At 31.6% G+C, this 15,168-nt stretch carries 16 protein-coding genes; 7 read left to right on the top strand and 9 right to left on the bottom strand.

The features are described 5' to 3' along the window. Nucleotides 1-51: 51 nt before the first annotated feature. Together cysM and BXU01_RS03020 are read right to left on the bottom strand one after the other, a co-directional pair. On the bottom strand, nt 52-939 hold the full coding sequence (gene cysM / locus BXU01_RS03025) for a cysteine synthase CysM (RefSeq protein WP_083691631.1): 888 nt from the start codon (nt 937-939) through the stop codon (nt 52-54). Next, nucleotides 936-1,727: a serine O-acetyltransferase gene (locus BXU01_RS03020; protein WP_083691630.1), complete on the bottom strand. Its 792-nt coding sequence runs from the start codon at nt 1,725-1,727 to the stop codon at nt 936-938. Before BXU01_RS03020 ends, cysM begins: the two co-directional genes overlap by 4 nt. 189 nt (nt 1,728-1,916) lie before the next feature. On the opposite strand from BXU01_RS03020, the gene BXU01_RS03015 reads away from it, so the two are divergent. The 3 genes from BXU01_RS03015 to BXU01_RS03005 all read left to right on the top strand — a co-directional run bounded on the left by BXU01_RS03015 (nt 1,917) and on the right by BXU01_RS03005 (nt 3,736). Further along, nucleotides 1,917-2,618 (top strand): DUF1003 domain-containing protein, encoded by a 702-nt coding sequence (locus BXU01_RS03015; protein WP_056252186.1) that lies wholly within the window; start codon nt 1,917-1,919, stop codon nt 2,616-2,618. 391 nt (nt 2,619-3,009) lie between these two features. Then, complete coding sequence (locus tag BXU01_RS03010; protein WP_055098145.1) at nt 3,010-3,195, top strand: hypothetical protein; 186 nt, start codon at nt 3,010-3,012, stop codon at nt 3,193-3,195. Continuing rightward, entirely contained in the window at nt 3,185-3,736 is a 552-nt protein-coding gene (locus tag BXU01_RS03005; RefSeq protein ID WP_055098144.1) for a Smr/MutS family protein, read from the top strand. The genes BXU01_RS03010 and BXU01_RS03005 overlap by 11 nt, the downstream gene beginning before the upstream one ends. A 157-nt stretch (nt 3,737-3,893) precedes the next feature. Here the strand turns inward: BXU01_RS03005 and BXU01_RS03000 are convergent, their stop codons facing one another. Further along, entirely contained in the window at nt 3,894-4,883 is a 990-nt protein-coding gene (locus BXU01_RS03000; RefSeq protein ID WP_083691629.1) for a hypothetical protein, read from the bottom strand. An 87-nt stretch (nt 4,884-4,970) separates the two neighbouring features. Between BXU01_RS03000 and BXU01_RS02995 the strand changes: the two genes are divergently transcribed. Continuing rightward, entirely contained in the window at nt 4,971-6,095 is a 1,125-nt protein-coding gene (locus BXU01_RS02995) for a cysteine desulfurase family protein (protein WP_083691628.1), read from the top strand. 70 nt (nt 6,096-6,165) lie between these two features. Here BXU01_RS02995 and BXU01_RS02990 read toward each other — a convergent pair whose 3' ends face one another. The 4 genes from BXU01_RS02990 to BXU01_RS02975 all read right to left on the bottom strand — a co-directional run bounded on the left by BXU01_RS02990 (nt 6,166) and on the right by BXU01_RS02975 (nt 10,405). Then, entirely contained in the window at nt 6,166-6,726 is a 561-nt protein-coding gene (locus BXU01_RS02990; protein ID WP_083691627.1) for an L-threonylcarbamoyladenylate synthase, read from the bottom strand. A gap of 68 nt (nt 6,727-6,794) precedes the next feature. Further along, nucleotides 6,795-7,985, bottom strand: a complete 1,191-nt coding sequence (locus BXU01_RS02985) for an acyltransferase (protein WP_083691626.1) — start codon at nt 7,983-7,985, stop codon at nt 6,795-6,797. A 289-nt stretch (nt 7,986-8,274) separates the two neighbouring features. Next, nucleotides 8,275-9,231 carry a hypothetical protein gene (locus tag BXU01_RS02980; protein WP_083691625.1) on the bottom strand — a complete coding sequence of 319 codons (957 nt, stop codon included), beginning with the start codon at nt 9,229-9,231 and terminating at the stop codon, nt 8,275-8,277. 97 nt (nt 9,232-9,328) lie between these two features. Further along, nucleotides 9,329-10,405 (bottom strand): glycosyltransferase family 1 protein, encoded by a 1,077-nt coding sequence (locus tag BXU01_RS02975; RefSeq protein ID WP_083691624.1) that lies wholly within the window; start codon nt 10,403-10,405, stop codon nt 9,329-9,331. 84 nt (nt 10,406-10,489) lie between these two features. Here BXU01_RS02975 and BXU01_RS02970 point away from each other — a divergent pair, with 84 nt between their 5' ends. Beyond that, nucleotides 10,490-11,254 (top strand): lipopolysaccharide kinase InaA family protein, encoded by a 765-nt coding sequence (locus tag BXU01_RS02970; RefSeq protein ID WP_083691869.1) that lies wholly within the window; start codon nt 10,490-10,492, stop codon nt 11,252-11,254. A 113-nt stretch (nt 11,255-11,367) separates the two neighbouring features. On the opposite strand, the gene BXU01_RS02965 is transcribed toward BXU01_RS02970, so the two are convergent. Next, nucleotides 11,368-12,432 carry a glycosyltransferase family 9 protein gene (locus BXU01_RS02965; protein WP_083691623.1) on the bottom strand — a complete coding sequence of 355 codons (1,065 nt, stop codon included), beginning with the start codon at nt 12,430-12,432 and terminating at the stop codon, nt 11,368-11,370. Nucleotides 12,433-12,559: 127 nt separating this feature from the next. On the opposite strand from BXU01_RS02965, the gene BXU01_RS02960 reads away from it, so the two are divergent. After that, on the top strand, nt 12,560-13,309 hold the full coding sequence (locus BXU01_RS02960; protein WP_083691622.1) for a glycosyltransferase family 2 protein: 750 nt from the start codon (nt 12,560-12,562) through the stop codon (nt 13,307-13,309). 68 nt (nt 13,310-13,377) lie between these two features. Here BXU01_RS02960 and BXU01_RS02955 read toward each other — a convergent pair whose 3' ends face one another. After that, nucleotides 13,378-14,193: a 2,3,4,5-tetrahydropyridine-2,6-dicarboxylate N-succinyltransferase gene (locus BXU01_RS02955; RefSeq protein WP_026982140.1), complete on the bottom strand. Its 816-nt coding sequence runs from the start codon at nt 14,191-14,193 to the stop codon at nt 13,378-13,380. Between the two features lie 282 nt (nt 14,194-14,475). Here BXU01_RS02955 and BXU01_RS02950 point away from each other — a divergent pair, with 282 nt between their 5' ends. After that, nucleotides 14,476-15,114: a PAS domain-containing protein gene (locus tag BXU01_RS02950; protein ID WP_083691621.1), complete on the top strand. Its 639-nt coding sequence runs from the start codon at nt 14,476-14,478 to the stop codon at nt 15,112-15,114. Nucleotides 15,115-15,168 lie beyond the last annotated feature (54 nt).

The raw sequence follows: 15,168 nt of genomic DNA, 5'->3' as shown, positions 1-15,168 counted from the left end.
TAATTTAAAAAAACTTTGTACCTCTGAACCTTTGCGTCTTTGAACCTTTCCTTAATCAAATAAATCCGAAGACAAATAACGATCGCCGCGATCGCAGATAACGGCAACAATTACACCTGATTCTAATTTTTCGGCAATTTTCAGGGCAACGGCAACAGAACCTCCGCTGCTCATTCCTGCAAAAATACCTTCTTCAAGAGCTAATCGTTTGGTCATTTGACGTGCTTCTTCTTCGCTGACATCTATAACAGAGTCTACTTTTGAGGCATCAAATATTTTAGGCAAGTATTCCTGAGGCCATTTACGGATTCCGGGAATCTGGGATCCGTCGCTTGGTTGCGCGCCAACAATTTGAATTGCCGGATTTTTTTCTTTTAAATAAGTCGATGTTCCTATGATTGTTCCCGTTGTTCCCATTGCAGATACAAAATGGGTTACAGTACCATCAGTATCATTCCAGATTTCAGGACCTGTAGTTTTATAGTGTGCTTTCCAGTTATCATCATTTGCAAATTGATTTAGCATGATATAACCGCCTTTTGCCACTTTTTTGTCGGCGTAGTCCCTTGAACCAATAATTCCTTCGCTAGCAGGCGTTAAAATCACTGTAGCGCCATAAGCACGCATTGTTTGAGTTCTTTCTTTTGTCGAATCTTCCGGCAAGATCAATTCAATCTCGATTTGAAATAATTGTGCGATCATCGCCAGCGCGATTCCTGTGTTACCGCTTGTTGCTTCAATTAGTTTATCACCTTTTTTTATATCGCCTCTTTCAAGGGCAGCAGCAATCATATTATAGGCAGCTCTGTCTTTTACGCTTCCGCCGGGATTATTTCCTTCTAATTTCAGTAAAAGCTTTACATTTTTATTTTTAACCAGATTGACAGTTTCCATCAAAGGAGTATTTCCAATCAGGTTAAGCAATTTCTGTGTATTCATTTTATTTCTTTTATTTTAACTTCAGTTGTAGTTGTGTTGGTTACAATAGAACCTTCGGGAATCGATTTCGTGACCCAGGCATTTCCTCCCACAATACTGTTTTTTCCAATAATAGTTTCGCCTCCTAAAATTGTAGCATTCGCATAAATACAAACATTAGCTTCTACGGTAGGGTGCCTTTTGGCGTTTTTCATTTCCTTACTTACACTTAAAGCGCCCAGAGTAACTCCCTGATAAATTTTTACATGTTTTTTTATTACGGTCGTTTCTCCAATAACAATTCCGGTTGCATGATCGATAAAAAACGGAGAAGCGATATGAGCACCGGCGTGAATATCTGTTCCGGTAATCCTGTGTGCGTATTCGCTCATCAATCTCGAAAACAGCAATAAATCGAGATGGTATAATTCGTGACTCAGTCTGTAAATTGCAATGGCATAAAAACCGGGATACCCCAAATAAACTTCATCGATACTATTTGATGCCGGATCATTTTCTAAAATATACGCTGCATCGTTATTTAATTTTTCGAGTACACCGGGTAATTTTTCCAGAAATCTGTCCCAGATCGATTCGCATAAGTTTTCTGGTTTTTTGCAGGCTAAAACGGCAATTTCTTTAAAGCAAATTTCAAGTTCATTTATACTTTTGTCTAAATCTGCATTCGAATCAAAAAGGGTATAAAAAAGCTTCTCGGTAAAATCTTCTGTTTTGGTCTTGATCCCGTAGTTTATATTAGAATGGCTTTTTAAAGCTTTTATATTTTGTATGATAATTTCTTTTGTCACAATTGTAAAATTGAGTGGATAATTTAAAACGTTAAAAGTAATGCGTTTTTTGTAAATAAGGATACGATTTATCTAAAGAAATTTTGTTGTGAGAATTGTATTTGTGATAAATAAAAGAAATATGCGGCAGTATTTTTTATATGATTCTTAAGAAGTTAAATGCGTAATTTAGCCGGTAAAAATTATAAAATGAAAAATAATTCAACTTTTAAAAGTGCTATTTCTAATCTTTCTTTTCCTGAAAGTGAGAAAATTTGGGGAAAATCTATTCATGATCCCATTTTAGGGCTTATCATTAAAGATTATCCCGCTTTTAATGATAGCGATTGTATTGCAGTAAAAGAGCTGAATGAATACCGCCAAAAATACGTATCGAACTATTTGTCTACAGAAATTGGAACACTTTCTGATCTTGAAAAAAGTGTGATAACATCACTTAAAGAAGATAAGTCTATAGTCAGCATTGTTGAGGATGAAGAAGAGAAAAGAAGCTTTGGTCAAAAAATAGCCGATAAGGTTGCTGACTTTGGCGGAAGCTGGACTTTTATTATTTCATTTTTGCTTTTTATCATCGTCTGGATTGGTGCCAATGTTTATATTTTGGTTAATAAAGGTTTTGATCCTTATCCGTTTATTTTGCTGAATTTGATTTTGTCCTGTATTGCTGCATTGCAGGCTCCGGTAATTATGATGAGCCAAAATCGTCAGGAAGAAAAAGATCGAAACCGTGCTAAAAAGGATTATATGATTAACCTGAAATCCGAATTAGAAATTAGAATGATCCATGATAAAATTGATCATTTGATTATGCATCAGCAACAAGAATTAATTGAAATCCAGAAAGTACAAATCGAAATGATGAATGATATTCTGAATCAGATTAAAAAATAAATTCTTACAAAAATAGCATTTAAAACCTGTTTTAAATTTTGTTCCCAATATCAATAAGGATATTTTTAGGGAACAGGATTTTGAAGAGGTTTTTTTTATTTGTACTGTAATCGTAAATAAATTTAGTATTGAAAGTATTAAAATTTTAATTCAGAATTTAAAATTTTAGCACTATAAAAAAGTGGTGTAAAAAGTAAGAATTAAAAAGTGTAAAAACAGGCTTTTGAATTTCATCTTTTTAAGTTTTTTTGAGACAAGTAAATTGCTGTGTTTTTCTGAATTTTAGAAGTTCGTTTTTATTTAAAGCAATAAAAAAAAACGTGTTATGATTTCAAGAGAGTAGAACTACTATTTTAAAGTTTCATACTTTTGAATCCTGATCTATTTAAATATGAAAGCTTTTAAAATTTTAATAATGATTCTTGCGATTTCGGTTGCGTTATACGAGCAGGTTTCAGCAGAAAAAAATATCTATATAATGGTAATTGCAATTGCAGTTTTCATGTATGGAATGATGCAGTTGAGTGCAAAAACACCAAGTAAAAATCAAGAAAAAGAAGAACAAGATGTTGACTAAAGGAGATAAGGTTTCCGTCCTGGACGAAGCCATAAACGGAACAGTAGTTTCTGTGAAAGATAAGGAAGTTTTGATTGAAACTGAAGACGGATTTACGATGACATTTTTTGTCAACGAATTGATTAAAATACAGGATTCCAGTAATTTAATGAATTCTATTAAAAGAATTGATTTAGATGAAGTTACAAAAGAGAAAACCGAGCCAAAACCAAGAAGTTTTGTCAAGGAAAAGAAGGATAAACGTGAAATAGCGGCTCCGGAATTTGATTTGCACATCGAAAAACTAGTTCCCAATAAACGCGGAATGTCAAATTATGATATCCTGACTCTGCAGACTGAAACAGCAAAAAGACACATTGAATTCGCGATCAGAAACAGGATTCCAAAAATTGTTTTTATTCATGGTGTTGGTGAAGGAATTCTAAAAGCTGAACTTGATTTTTTATTAGGCCGTTATGACGGAATAGATTTTCAGGATGCCAATTATCAAAAATATGGCTTAGGTGCCACCGAAGTTTATTTTAGGCAAAACAATAAATAAAATATTTTTTCAAGGCTTGATTTGTTTATTTTAAAGCATAAAAAAACGTCCGTTTTTCATCCTGATTTCACATTAAAATCAGCTCGAAAAACGGACGTTTTTTGTAAGAATAAATTCCTTTCTTTACAAGTGGAAATAAATTGGAAATTTTAAAATATTATGGTGCTATTGTAGTTACCGTTCCTAATAAAAATGTAGTTGCAAGTTTAAAAGTACTGTTTCCTTTTTGAAGAGTTGCATTTCTAAGCACCACTTTATGTCTGAAAACTTTAAGGTCGTTTGTCGTCGTAACTTCAATTATTCCACTTACATTTACTTGTCCGTCCTGACCAAACCATGTATCTAATATTGCAGGTGTTGTTGGTGTTTTTTCTATACAAAAATAACTTTTTGTATCAGCTGGCAAAGCACCGCTATAAGTTCTGTAATAAAGTTTATTTGCACCGTTTGCATTGATTAAACTAGTTCTTGGTGTACCTGTAGGAGTAGCCTCATTTACAATCAAACCATCGGCTAAGTTTTCAAGAACTAAAGAAGATACCGTATTATCGTTGTAAATTTTCTTTGTATCCGGACAATAATCTGCATTTTCATCGCTAAAACTTACGACTACCGGAGTAACTGTTGTATTAAAAGTACCAAAACTAAATTCTTCCTCAACTTGTGGCCCTGAAGGTTTTAAAAAAGTGATATTTTTAAAAGAGATGTTATGAGCATATCCTGTAATTTTAGTGCTACCGTCATCTGCAGTAGTAGCTTGCTGCGTAGTTACGATCACGATCTGTCCTGCAGTTGCCTGCCATTCTTCTGTTACTTTAGGCGATGTTGGCGGTATTGCACCACAAATATTTGCCGTAGCGACAGTACCATCATAAGCTCTGTACACAACACGATAAGTTGTATTGTCAATGTTATAGATTAATGGTGTATTTGTTGGTGTAGGATCATTGATAATTTTATCGTTTGGTAATTGAATCAGCAAAGATTCCTGAGATTTTAGTCTGTATATTAGATTATTGGTCAGCGGATCACAGCTTTGAGATACAATGCTCGTATCATCAAAATCAATCGTGTCTACTTTTAAATCACCGTCATCGCAGCCGTTTAGTAATAGCGCGAATAATAGAAGGCTTGCATATTTTTTCATCGTAATTTTATTTGACGTCAAAAATAGTGAAAAATTTCGCAAATGATATTTAAGATTAGACAATTGATATTTCATAACTTTGCATCAATGAAAAAAGTATACCTCGATAACGCCTCTACAACTGCTATGCGTCCTGAAGTGATTCAGGAAATGACTAAAGTTATGGCAGAAGATTTTGGTAATCCCTCTTCTACTCACAGTTTTGGAAGAAACGGAAAGACTATTTTAGAACTTTCCAGAAAAAGTATTGCCAAACATTTAAATTGTTCTGCACAAGAAATTATTTTTACTTCAGGAGGAACTGAAGCTGATAACTGGATTCTGCGTTCTGCAGTTGAAGACCTTAAAATAGAACGCATAATTACCTCCAGAATAGAACATCATGCCGTTTTGCATACGGTATTAGTATTAGAATCTGAGTATAATATTCAGGTAGATTATGTCAATATACATGCGGACGGAAGTATTGATTTAACGCATTTGTCTAATTTATTGGCTCAGGAAAAAAAGACTATTGTAAGCTTAATGCATGTAAACAACGAAACAGGAACTATTCTTGATCTGGATAGGGTTGGTGTTATTTGCAAGCAATATAATGTTTTATTTCACTCAGATACGGTACAGTCTGTTGGTAAAACAGAGATCGATTTGCAAAAGATTCCGGTTGATTTTATAGTGGCAAGCGCACATAAATTTCATGGTCCAAAAGGAGTTGGATTCGTTTTTATTCGAAAAAACTCAGGTTTACAGCCTCTTATTTTTGGTGGAGAACAGGAAAAAGGACTTCGTGCAGGAACTGAGGCGGTGCATCAAATTGCAGGAATGGCAAAAGCGTTATCGCTATCTTATGAAAATTTAGATCAGGAAAGAGCCTATATAGCTGAGTTGAAAATGTATTTGATTGATCAGTTAGAAAAACATTTTTCAGGCTTTAGGATCAATGGAAAAAAAGATGATTTTTATAATATTATCAATATCATTTTACCTTTTTCTGCAGATAAAACTTCGATGCTTTTGTTTAGTCTGGATATGAAAGGAATTGCTGTTTCAAGAGGAAGTGCATGTCAATCAGGAAGCATTAAACCTTCGCATGTTTTGAAAGAAATGCTCTCTGAAACAGATTTAAAACTTCCAAATCTTAGAATCTCATTTAGTCATTACAATACAAAAGAAGATATTGACTGGCTGATTGAGAGTTTGAAAGCTATCTAAAGTTTCTGAGTTTCAAAGTTTTTTTTGCAGATTTTAAATAATATAAAATCTAAAATCTGCAAATCTAAAATTATTTTCGAATCACTTTTACCTGTGAATCTTTTGTCAGTTTTATAATAGTTGATGGTTTTCCGGCTACTTTATCGTGATACAGATTAACTACATAATCAACTCCCTTAACGATTTCAGGACTAATATCTTTAAAAGCAATAGGAGTAGGCTGTCCTGAAATATTTGCAGATGTAGAAACTAAAGGTTTTTTCATTCGTTCTAATAATTTAAAGCAAAAAGGCTCCTTTACCAGGCGAATTCCTAATGAATTATCTGCAGCAATAATATTTGGCGCCACATTTCTAGGTTCATCCAGAATTAAAGTTGTTGGTTTTTCGGATAAATCTAAAATTTGCCAGGCTACTTCCGGGATGTTTTTAAACACATTATACATCATTTTCTCCCCATTCATCAATACAATCATACTTTGCGTTTCTGCGCGCTGCTTAAGTTTGTATATTTTGGCCACAGCTTCAGGATTTGTAGCGTCACAACCAATTCCCCAAACAGTATCAGTAGGATAAAGAATGATTCCGCCTTCTTTGATGACCTCGTATGCTTTTATTATTTCTTCGTTCATTCTGTAAATTATATACTTGTTTTTGCATGCTAAATTATGGTGCAAAGGTATAAATAAAAGATGATGAATTATTTTTCAGACTTAGCAGAATAATTAATTGCTATGATTTTATTGATTTTTTCTTTCTTCGAAAGTGCCATTAAAGGCAATTCGATATACTTAAAAGTAAGTTGGCAAATAAGTGTAAGAGGAAAAACCGATGCTGTAATTATCAGCCAAAACTCTGCATTGGTTAGCATTTTTGCTCTTTCAAAACCTATGATAAAATAGAATATAATAAATAGTAAAATACCGTGTAACAAATATAAACTATATGTTATTTGCCCAAATTTACGTGAAAATCCGCTTGATAAAATGCCAAAAAAGTTGTTTCCTGATGCAATGATCAAAAATACAATAGACGATATAACAATCTGAATTGGTTTTCTGCCGCCATTAAAGAAATAAACAGATAATGCTAATAATACAATGGCTAAAACGGTATACTTTTTTTGTTTTAAAACGGCTTCAAATTTTTTGGTATTAACTAAGAAAGCAACAACAATACCACCCACGAATGGCATAAAATGTCTTAAAGATGATTTGTTTATAATCATGATTATGGCTGCTGCTGCAGTAAAACCTAATACGGCTTTTAAGTTTACTTTTATTTTAAACCACAATGCAATAAGTGGTAATAAAAAATAAAAAGTCCATTCATAAGGTAATGTCCAGGTTATTCCTGAATTTAATATAAAAGTATCTTCTAATCCGTTTAAATTTGAGTTGTTCTTGCTTACGTTAAAAAATATCCATGAAAATATACTTTTTAGGTTTTCAATAAAAGGTACTCGTATTGTAAATTGAGTTAAACAGGCAACTAAAATAAAAATGATAATTACTGAGAATATATACATCGGGAAAAGCCTGAAAAACCTCGATTTAAGATAATCTGACCAATCGATTTCTCCAGTTTTATTATGGATTAATTTAGAGATAAATAAGAAAGCTGTAATAATAAAAAAGAATACAACTGTTGTTTCTCCAAATTGATTGAACAAATTAGATTTTGGATCCTCCCAATTTTCAGTTTTTAAAAATGCCTGCCAGATATAACTATGATGCAGGAAAACAAAAAATGCTAAATAACCTCTTAATCCATCAATTTCGGGATAACGGATCTCAGTTAAATCTGTTTTTACAATTTTATTTACAAGCAAAACTGATACAATTAGAACAACTACTATAGGAAGCAAAAAAGCCGTAATGGTGAAATTCATTGAATACAATATTGAATAGCACCAAAGTACAGTGTTTGTAAAAGTAAGCAGGTGGTATTTATTTTTTTGCAAACATACTGAATGATGTATTATAATTGAAAGAATAATAGTGTAAAATTGATATTTCTTATCCTGAAAATTTCATTAAGAACATTAACAAGTTGTAAGTGTCTTTTAATCAATGCATTGTCATTTTTAGGTTGATATATCATAAAAAAAATCCTCAAAAAAATCAGATAACTTTTGATTTTTTTGAAGATTTTACTTATTTGATAACGCTTTTTAAATGTTATTTTTTGAATATAACATTGTCGATCCAGCCTTTTAAAGTGTATTTATTAAAAATGGAATCCGGTATTTTTTCGTAGTCGTTTTGGAAAAAAGCTACAGGAATAACAGGATTTTTTTCGTCGATTATTAAAATATTCTTAGGATTGTAGAAGTCATAATTTTTAATATCAGAGTTTGTTGTAATAAGCTTTTTTTCTAAACCTAAACTTTCAAAAACCCTAAAAGTCAAACCAATTTGCCCGGCTCTGTTAATGTCTAATAAAACTTTTGAACGGCTTATATATTGATCTACTTCTGATAATGGTATAAACTTATTGATGTAAGTTATAGCGCCATCTGTAGGTTTATGTTTTTTTGAATAGGTAATAAACTTAAAATTGATTTGTTTCGATTTTAATTCTTCCGCTATTCGTTCCAGGATTGGTAATCGATTATCGATTGAACCAATGGTAAAAACATCATATTCAAAATTGCTTTTGTCAGCGATTTCATTATTGCTCGTATAAATCCAATTGGGAGCAAACTTAAGATCAAATTTTTCGCAATCTTCTTTCTCAAATGAATAAACTTCATCAAAAGAAGGAATAACTCGTTTTATGTTAGGACAGCGATAGATGTTATCATTAAAAAAACCGATTGTTTTTTTAGCATATTTTCTAAATTCCAAGATGCTTTTTGGATCTATAAAATCACCTTTGATGGTTAGGATTACATCTTGAATTTGATTGTTTTTTTGTAATTCTTTTATGATTTCTTTCCCGTGATGCTGGTGCTTTAAATTTGTTTTAAAAAAAGCTTTTAAAATAAAATTATAGGCTTTGTGAAATACAGAAGGATATTTGTACTTATAATCTCTAAAATTAATATGATGTACAATATGTCCTTGTTTTTCAAGAGTTGTGGCAATATAGGCATTCATGCCTAAATTATCGAGACTTACCAGGGTTATATGCATAATTTGTATTGTATTGTAATGATTTGAAGATCATTAAACGGTATTTTAGTGATCTAAATACTTGATGCCAGTTTAGTTTGATTACGAATATGAAATATTATTGTAAAATATTTCTATAGACTTCCAAATACTCACTAGCAGCAGTTTTCCAATTAAAACTTGCAGCTCTTTCTTTAAATATTGTTTCCAGTTCCTGTTTATTATTTTCAAAATTGTTTAATCCATCAAATAATACCGTTTTCATATATTCAGGGTCAAAATTAGACCAGTATTTAGCGGCGCTTCCACCAATTTCCGGTAATGAAGTTTTATCAGACAAAAAAGTTGGTTTTCCAAAGCTCATTGCTTCAATTGGCGGTAAACCAAATCCTTCTCTAATAGATGGAAAAAGAAATGCAGTACAGTTTTTCATGAAAAATTGTTTGCCTTCATTTGTCACTTTTCCGGTTAAAAAAACCTGATTTGTTAATCCGTTATCGCTTATTAGCTTTTTTATTTCTTCACCATATTTTTTGTTATTATTACCGGAGATAATCAAATTGTAGTCTTTTATTAATTTCATCATATTAATAATAGATTCATAATTTTTTCTCTCGATAAAATCACCTATAGTATAAAAAAATGGCTTATCAACCGGAACATCTGCCACATATGAAGATGTGTCGATTAAGTTTGTAATCGGATTTCCGTTGTAGATAACATATTCCGGAACATTTGGAACATCAAAATATTGATGTGTTTGTTTTTTTGAAAATTCTGATATATAAGTAATTGCAGTTGCTTTATTCAGTTTTTCTAAAAAAAGTTTATTCCTTTTATGGTTTATATCTGCAGATACTTCTTCAGTAAAATTTACATCATGAATCGTCAATAGGTATTTTTTACACGTATAAGGTTCAACCTTTATATTTTGATTTACAGAATGCCATAAGTCGTATTTTTTACGAATTCTAAAAAACTTCATTCTCGATAAACTGCTGTATTTATTGTAGTTGAATTTTTTGCCAAATTCACTTTCAAGAAGTTTTATATCAGAGGCATTCAATGTTAGTTTAAGATCATCAAATTCCAATTCAGATAAACCTTTAATTAGTTCATAATTAAAAGTTCCCAAACCGCCAGCTCTGTTGTTGATATTATGAGTTTCTAAAAAAACACTTTTTTGATATGCCATTTGATTTAATTTTTCACGAAAATACAATATTAATTTGAAGTCTTAAATTGTATGTGTATTTTTGTTGTTCATAAAGATATTCCCATGAATTTTAAAGTAAATCCCATTTTTACTACAGAGACTACATCAATACTTGATACAATTAATGCATTTAGCAACAAAGGAATTCTTTTTGGTAATGGACAGCGCAATATCATAAAATTATTTGATTTAAAGGATAAAACAATTAATATTAAGTCGTTTAAAATACCTAATCTGATAAATAAAATCGCTTATAAATATTTTCGAAAATCAAAAGCAAGGCGTTCTTTTGAGTACGCTACAATTTTATTAAATAAAGGTGTAGGAACACCGCAGCCAATTGCTTTTCTTGAAAATTTTAACTGGCTTGGATTAAGAGACAGTTATTATGTAAGCGAGCATTTAGTTACAGAACTTACTTTTAGAGAACTGGTAGAAATTCCGGATTATCCGGATCGTGAAAATATATTGCGACAGTTTACCAGATTTAGTTTTGATTTACATGAAAAAGGAATAGAATTCCTGGATCATTCACCCGGAAATACGTTGATCAGGAAGAATTTAGATGGGAATTATTCCTTTTTTCTGGTTGATTTAAACCGAATGGAATTTCATGAATCAATGACTTTCGAAATGCGAATGAAAAATTTGTGCCGTTTAACTCCCTTAAAAGAAATGGTTGCTGTAATGAGTAATGAATATGCCAAATTATACCCTGAATCTGAGCAAAAAACATTTGATACGCTGTGGAAATATACCGCTGATTTTCAGGAACAGTTTTATAGAAAAAAACGTCTCAAAAAGAAACTTAAATTCTGGAAGAAATAATTTTTTTAAATATTTCTTTTGCGTCATTAGATGCAAAACCGAATTAAATATTGATAAGTAACAAAAAAAAGGACAGATAAATTATCTGTCCTTTTTTTATAATATCGTATCAGTTAATTTTTATATTCCTGAAAATAAGTTTCTAATTTTTCAAGCATTAGAGGCAAAGGATATTCAGCATAATATTCAAATGTATGTTCCTTAATATATTGTTCTGTATGTTGCTCGTATATTTCAGGTTTTAAATCTTTTAAGTGAATCGAAGCATTTTTTGCTTCATTTTCAAATAATTGCCAGGTTTCTTTTCTGACAGAAGGCGTAAATATCGAGAAAGTTGGGATCTCAAGTGCTTTTGCCATATTTACCGCGCCGCCTTCATTACCAATCAGCATTTCGCATTGAGAAAGTAATGCTAAAAAAGGTCGTAATTCAGTGCAATACAAATCAAATGCAATATGTTTTTTTGTTTCTTCAGTACAATAATTATATACTTCGAGAGCTTGTTCTTTCTGGTCCGGTATATAATTGAAGATAATTGTAGCGTTAGTTTTTGCAACGGTAAAATCTATAATTTTTGCCATTCCTTCTAAAGGATATGTTTTGTAGCCTTCACTTCCTAAAATTCCAAACATAATTAGTGGTTTTTCACTGTCGATATTGTGGCTTTTTAGAAGTTGTCTGGCTTCATTGATTTCAGATTCTTTTAAAAAAATCTTCGGTTTTACATCTGTAATTTTTTCAGATATAAAGGGTTTAAGAAGCAGTAATCTGTTCTCGATGGCCAATCCGTGTTTAGATGCTATGGCATCAAAGCGCTCATAAGTATAATTGTAGAATATTTTAGTATACCATTTATGATACGAAACTTTATATTTTGCTCCCGAAAATGCTGTAATAAGATTAGTTTCTAATTTCGAATATACATCAATAACGGCATTGTACTTTTTTCTTCGAATCTGAAAAATAAATTTAAATAATGAAGGGATTGATTTTCTTACCTTATTAGATAACGGAATTATATTGTCAATATTTGGATTCTCTTTTAGTACATCAACAGAATTTGGATAGCACATGTAATCTATCACGGCATCCGGAAACTTTGTTTTTAAGTTGTTACAAATTATTGTACTTGTTAATACATCTCCAATTCTTTTTTGCTGAATGACTAATATCCTCATTTATCTTAAGTTCAATTTAAAGGCTAAATTACAAACTATTTTATCAAGTGTGCAACCGTATGATGATATTAAGATTAAACTAAAATAAAAAAGTTATATTTTTGTGGCTAATAAATTAAATTTTACAATGGAAATTAGTGGTCTGGTTATTACTTTCAATGAAGAGAAAAACATAGGGAAATGCATCGATGCTTTATTAAAAGTTTGTGACGAAGTAATCATAGTAGATTCTTTTAGTAAAGATCGTACAGTTGAAATTGCCAAAGAAAAAGGCGCTATAGTGATCCAACAGGCTTTTTTAGGAGATGGACCGCAAAGAACACACGGTTTGCCTTACTGTAAAAATGACTGGATTTTGAATCTTGATGCTGACGAATTTCTGGATAAAGATGCTGAGGATTTTATTTTAAAGAAAAAATATTTAGAAGGAAACCATGATGCTTTTAGTTTCAGGGTAAAAAACTTTCTGGCAGATAAACTAATTGATTTTTCAGGATGGTATCCGGATCATAAAGTTCGTTTTTTTAATAAACAAACCGCACATCCTTCAGATTCAATAGTGCATCAGAAAATAATTACTCAAAACGAGAAAAAAGTTGCTGTACATATATTGCATTATGGCTGGGAATCTTTAGATCAGATTATTGCAAAAAAGAACCAGTATTCAGGTTGGCATGCGCAACAATTATTTGATCAGGGAAAAAGAGTGAATGCTTTTAAGCCAATTCTTAACGGAACAGTTGCTTTTATACGTTGTTATTTTTTTAAGAAAGGTATTTTTAACGGCGTAGACGGATTATCGATAGCCATGATTCAGAGTTTCTTTTCATATATGAAATATGCCAAACTTTTAAAACTTCAAAAAAAGAATAAATAAAAATATAGAACAAAAAAAAGGAATGAGTAATGTCATTCCTTTTTTTTTGTAAAGTATAAAAGTTCTAATTAAACTGCTACATCATATTCACGAAGTGCATTGTTTAATGAAGTTTTTAAATCTGTAGATGGTTTACGAGTACCAATAATTAAAGCACATGGAACCTGAAATTCACCTGCAGCGAATTTTTTAGTATAGCTTCCAGGAATCACTACTGAACGAGCAGGAACAAAACCTTTCATTTCAACAGGTTCATCACCAGTAACATCGATAATTTTTGTTGAAGCCGTCAAACAAACATTAGCACCAAGAACAGCTTCTTTACCTACGTGAACTCCTTCTACAACAATACAACGAGAACCTATAAAAGCACCATCTTCAATAATTACCGGAGCAGCTTGCAAAGGTTCTAAAACACCACCAATACCAACACCACCGCTTAAGTGTACATTTTTACCAATTTGTGCACAACTACCAACAGTTGCCCAGGTATCAACCATAGTTCCTTCGTCTACATAAGCACCAATATTTACATAACTTGGCATCAAAATTACGCCACTTGAAATATAGGCTCCGTAACGTGCAACAGCATTTGGTACTACGCGAATTCCTTTTTCAGCATAACCTCTTTTCAGCAACATTTTATCGTGATATTCGAAAATACCTGATTCCCATGTTTCCATTTTTTGAATCGGGAAATACATTACAACCGCTTTCTTAACCCATTCGTTTACTTGCCATTTGTCACCAACTGGTTCAGCACAACGCAATTTTCCTGCATCAACCAATTCGATAACTTCTCTAATAGCATCAGTTGTAGTAGTTTCTTGTAATAAAGCTCTGTTTTCCCAAGCTTGTTCAATTATAGTCTGTAAAGAATTCATAAGTTTTAATTTTTTGCAAAGATAGCGTATTTGGGCAAATGCAAAAAGGTAAACGCTTTTGAAAATGTTACATATTTAACTTTTTGTTTATAATTTGATAAATAAATTTAATCGCCTTACCGAATTTTATTTACCCAAAAGTCCTCTAAAAGTTTTTTAACTATCAAAATATGACAAAAATCAGGTTTTTGGTTTTTTCTTCTAATTAGTTTTGCGCCATTAATTTCTGGGAATATCCAGGAATTAAAAATACCATTCCAAAACAAATTACATAAGCAAGATATGAATCAGGAAAATCAACCTCACGGACAAAGAACTATTATTGATAAAGAAGTCTCATGGGACAAAACTCAGGTAATTATGAGTAAAACAAACGCTTTTGGTATTATCGAATATGCCAATGAAGTTTTTGTAGACGTTTCAGGTTATGAAGATTATGAATTAATGGGACAGCCACATAATATTATTCGTCATCCGGATATGCCAAAAGTAATTTTTAAAGTATTATGGGAGAATCTTAAAAATGGTAAAAATTTTCATGCTATTGTAAAAAACTTAGCTAAATCAGGCAGATACTATTGGGTAATTACTGATTTTGAAATTTCGAGAGATGAGAACGATGTTATTGTAAATTATTTTGGAAGACGTCAGGCAGTTCCTCAAGAAGTAATAGCATTGCATATTGAGCCTTTGTATAAAAAACTGTTGCAGATTGAAGCCGCAAGCGGAATGGAATTTAGCGAAAAATATCTTATTGGATTCTTAGAAGAAAAAAAGAAAACGTATGTTGAATATATTAAGGATTTGATTTTTGAACATGAAAAAGGGCAGGCAAAATTTGCTCAATATGAAGAAAGAGAAGTAGTAGAGGAAGAAGAGGAAGAAGAAAGAGGTTTTTTTAGAAGGTTATTTAATAGATAGATTTTTTTAGGTTTTGAATATTTGGATAAGTCCGTTTCGAATTTTCGGAACGGA

This window comes from [Flexibacter] sp. ATCC 35103 (assembly GCF_001975985.1).
Taxonomy (GTDB): domain Bacteria; phylum Bacteroidota; class Bacteroidia; order Flavobacteriales; family Flavobacteriaceae; genus Flavobacterium.
This window is presented reverse-complemented; position numbering and strand designations above follow the sequence as displayed.

Bases quoted from the DNA above. Each gene is read 5' to 3' on its own strand.
- cysM (WP_083691631.1), bottom strand. From the start codon at position 939: ATGAATACACAGAAATTGCTTAACCTGATTGGAAATACTCCTTTGATG.
- BXU01_RS03015 (WP_056252186.1), top strand. From the start codon at position 1,917: ATGAAAAATAATTCAACTTTTAAAAGTGCTATTTCTAATCTTTCTTTT.
- BXU01_RS03010 (WP_055098145.1), top strand. From the start codon at position 3,010: ATGAAAGCTTTTAAAATTTTAATAATGATTCTTGCGATTTCGGTTGCG.
- BXU01_RS03005 (WP_055098144.1), top strand. From the start codon at position 3,185: ATGTTGACTAAAGGAGATAAGGTTTCCGTCCTGGACGAAGCCATAAAC.
- BXU01_RS03000 (WP_083691629.1), bottom strand. From the start codon at position 4,883: ATGAAAAAATATGCAAGCCTTCTATTATTCGCGCTATTACTAAACGGC.
- BXU01_RS02995 (WP_083691628.1), top strand. From the start codon at position 4,971: ATGAAAAAAGTATACCTCGATAACGCCTCTACAACTGCTATGCGTCCT.
- BXU01_RS02990 (WP_083691627.1), bottom strand. From the start codon at position 6,726: ATGAACGAAGAAATAATAAAAGCATACGAGGTCATCAAAGAAGGCGGA.
- BXU01_RS02985 (WP_083691626.1), bottom strand. From the start codon at position 7,985: ATGAATTTCACCATTACGGCTTTTTTGCTTCCTATAGTAGTTGTTCTA.
- BXU01_RS02980 (WP_083691625.1), bottom strand. From the start codon at position 9,231: ATGCATATAACCCTGGTAAGTCTCGATAATTTAGGCATGAATGCCTAT.
- BXU01_RS02975 (WP_083691624.1), bottom strand. From the start codon at position 10,405: ATGGCATATCAAAAAAGTGTTTTTTTAGAAACTCATAATATCAACAAC.
- BXU01_RS02970 (WP_083691869.1), top strand. From the start codon at position 10,490: ATGAATTTTAAAGTAAATCCCATTTTTACTACAGAGACTACATCAATA.
- BXU01_RS02965 (WP_083691623.1), bottom strand. From the start codon at position 12,432: ATGAGGATATTAGTCATTCAGCAAAAAAGAATTGGAGATGTATTAACA.
- BXU01_RS02960 (WP_083691622.1), top strand. From the start codon at position 12,560: ATGGAAATTAGTGGTCTGGTTATTACTTTCAATGAAGAGAAAAACATA.
- BXU01_RS02955 (WP_026982140.1), bottom strand. From the start codon at position 14,193: ATGAATTCTTTACAGACTATAATTGAACAAGCTTGGGAAAACAGAGCT.
- BXU01_RS02950 (WP_083691621.1), top strand. From the start codon at position 14,476: ATGAATCAGGAAAATCAACCTCACGGACAAAGAACTATTATTGATAAA.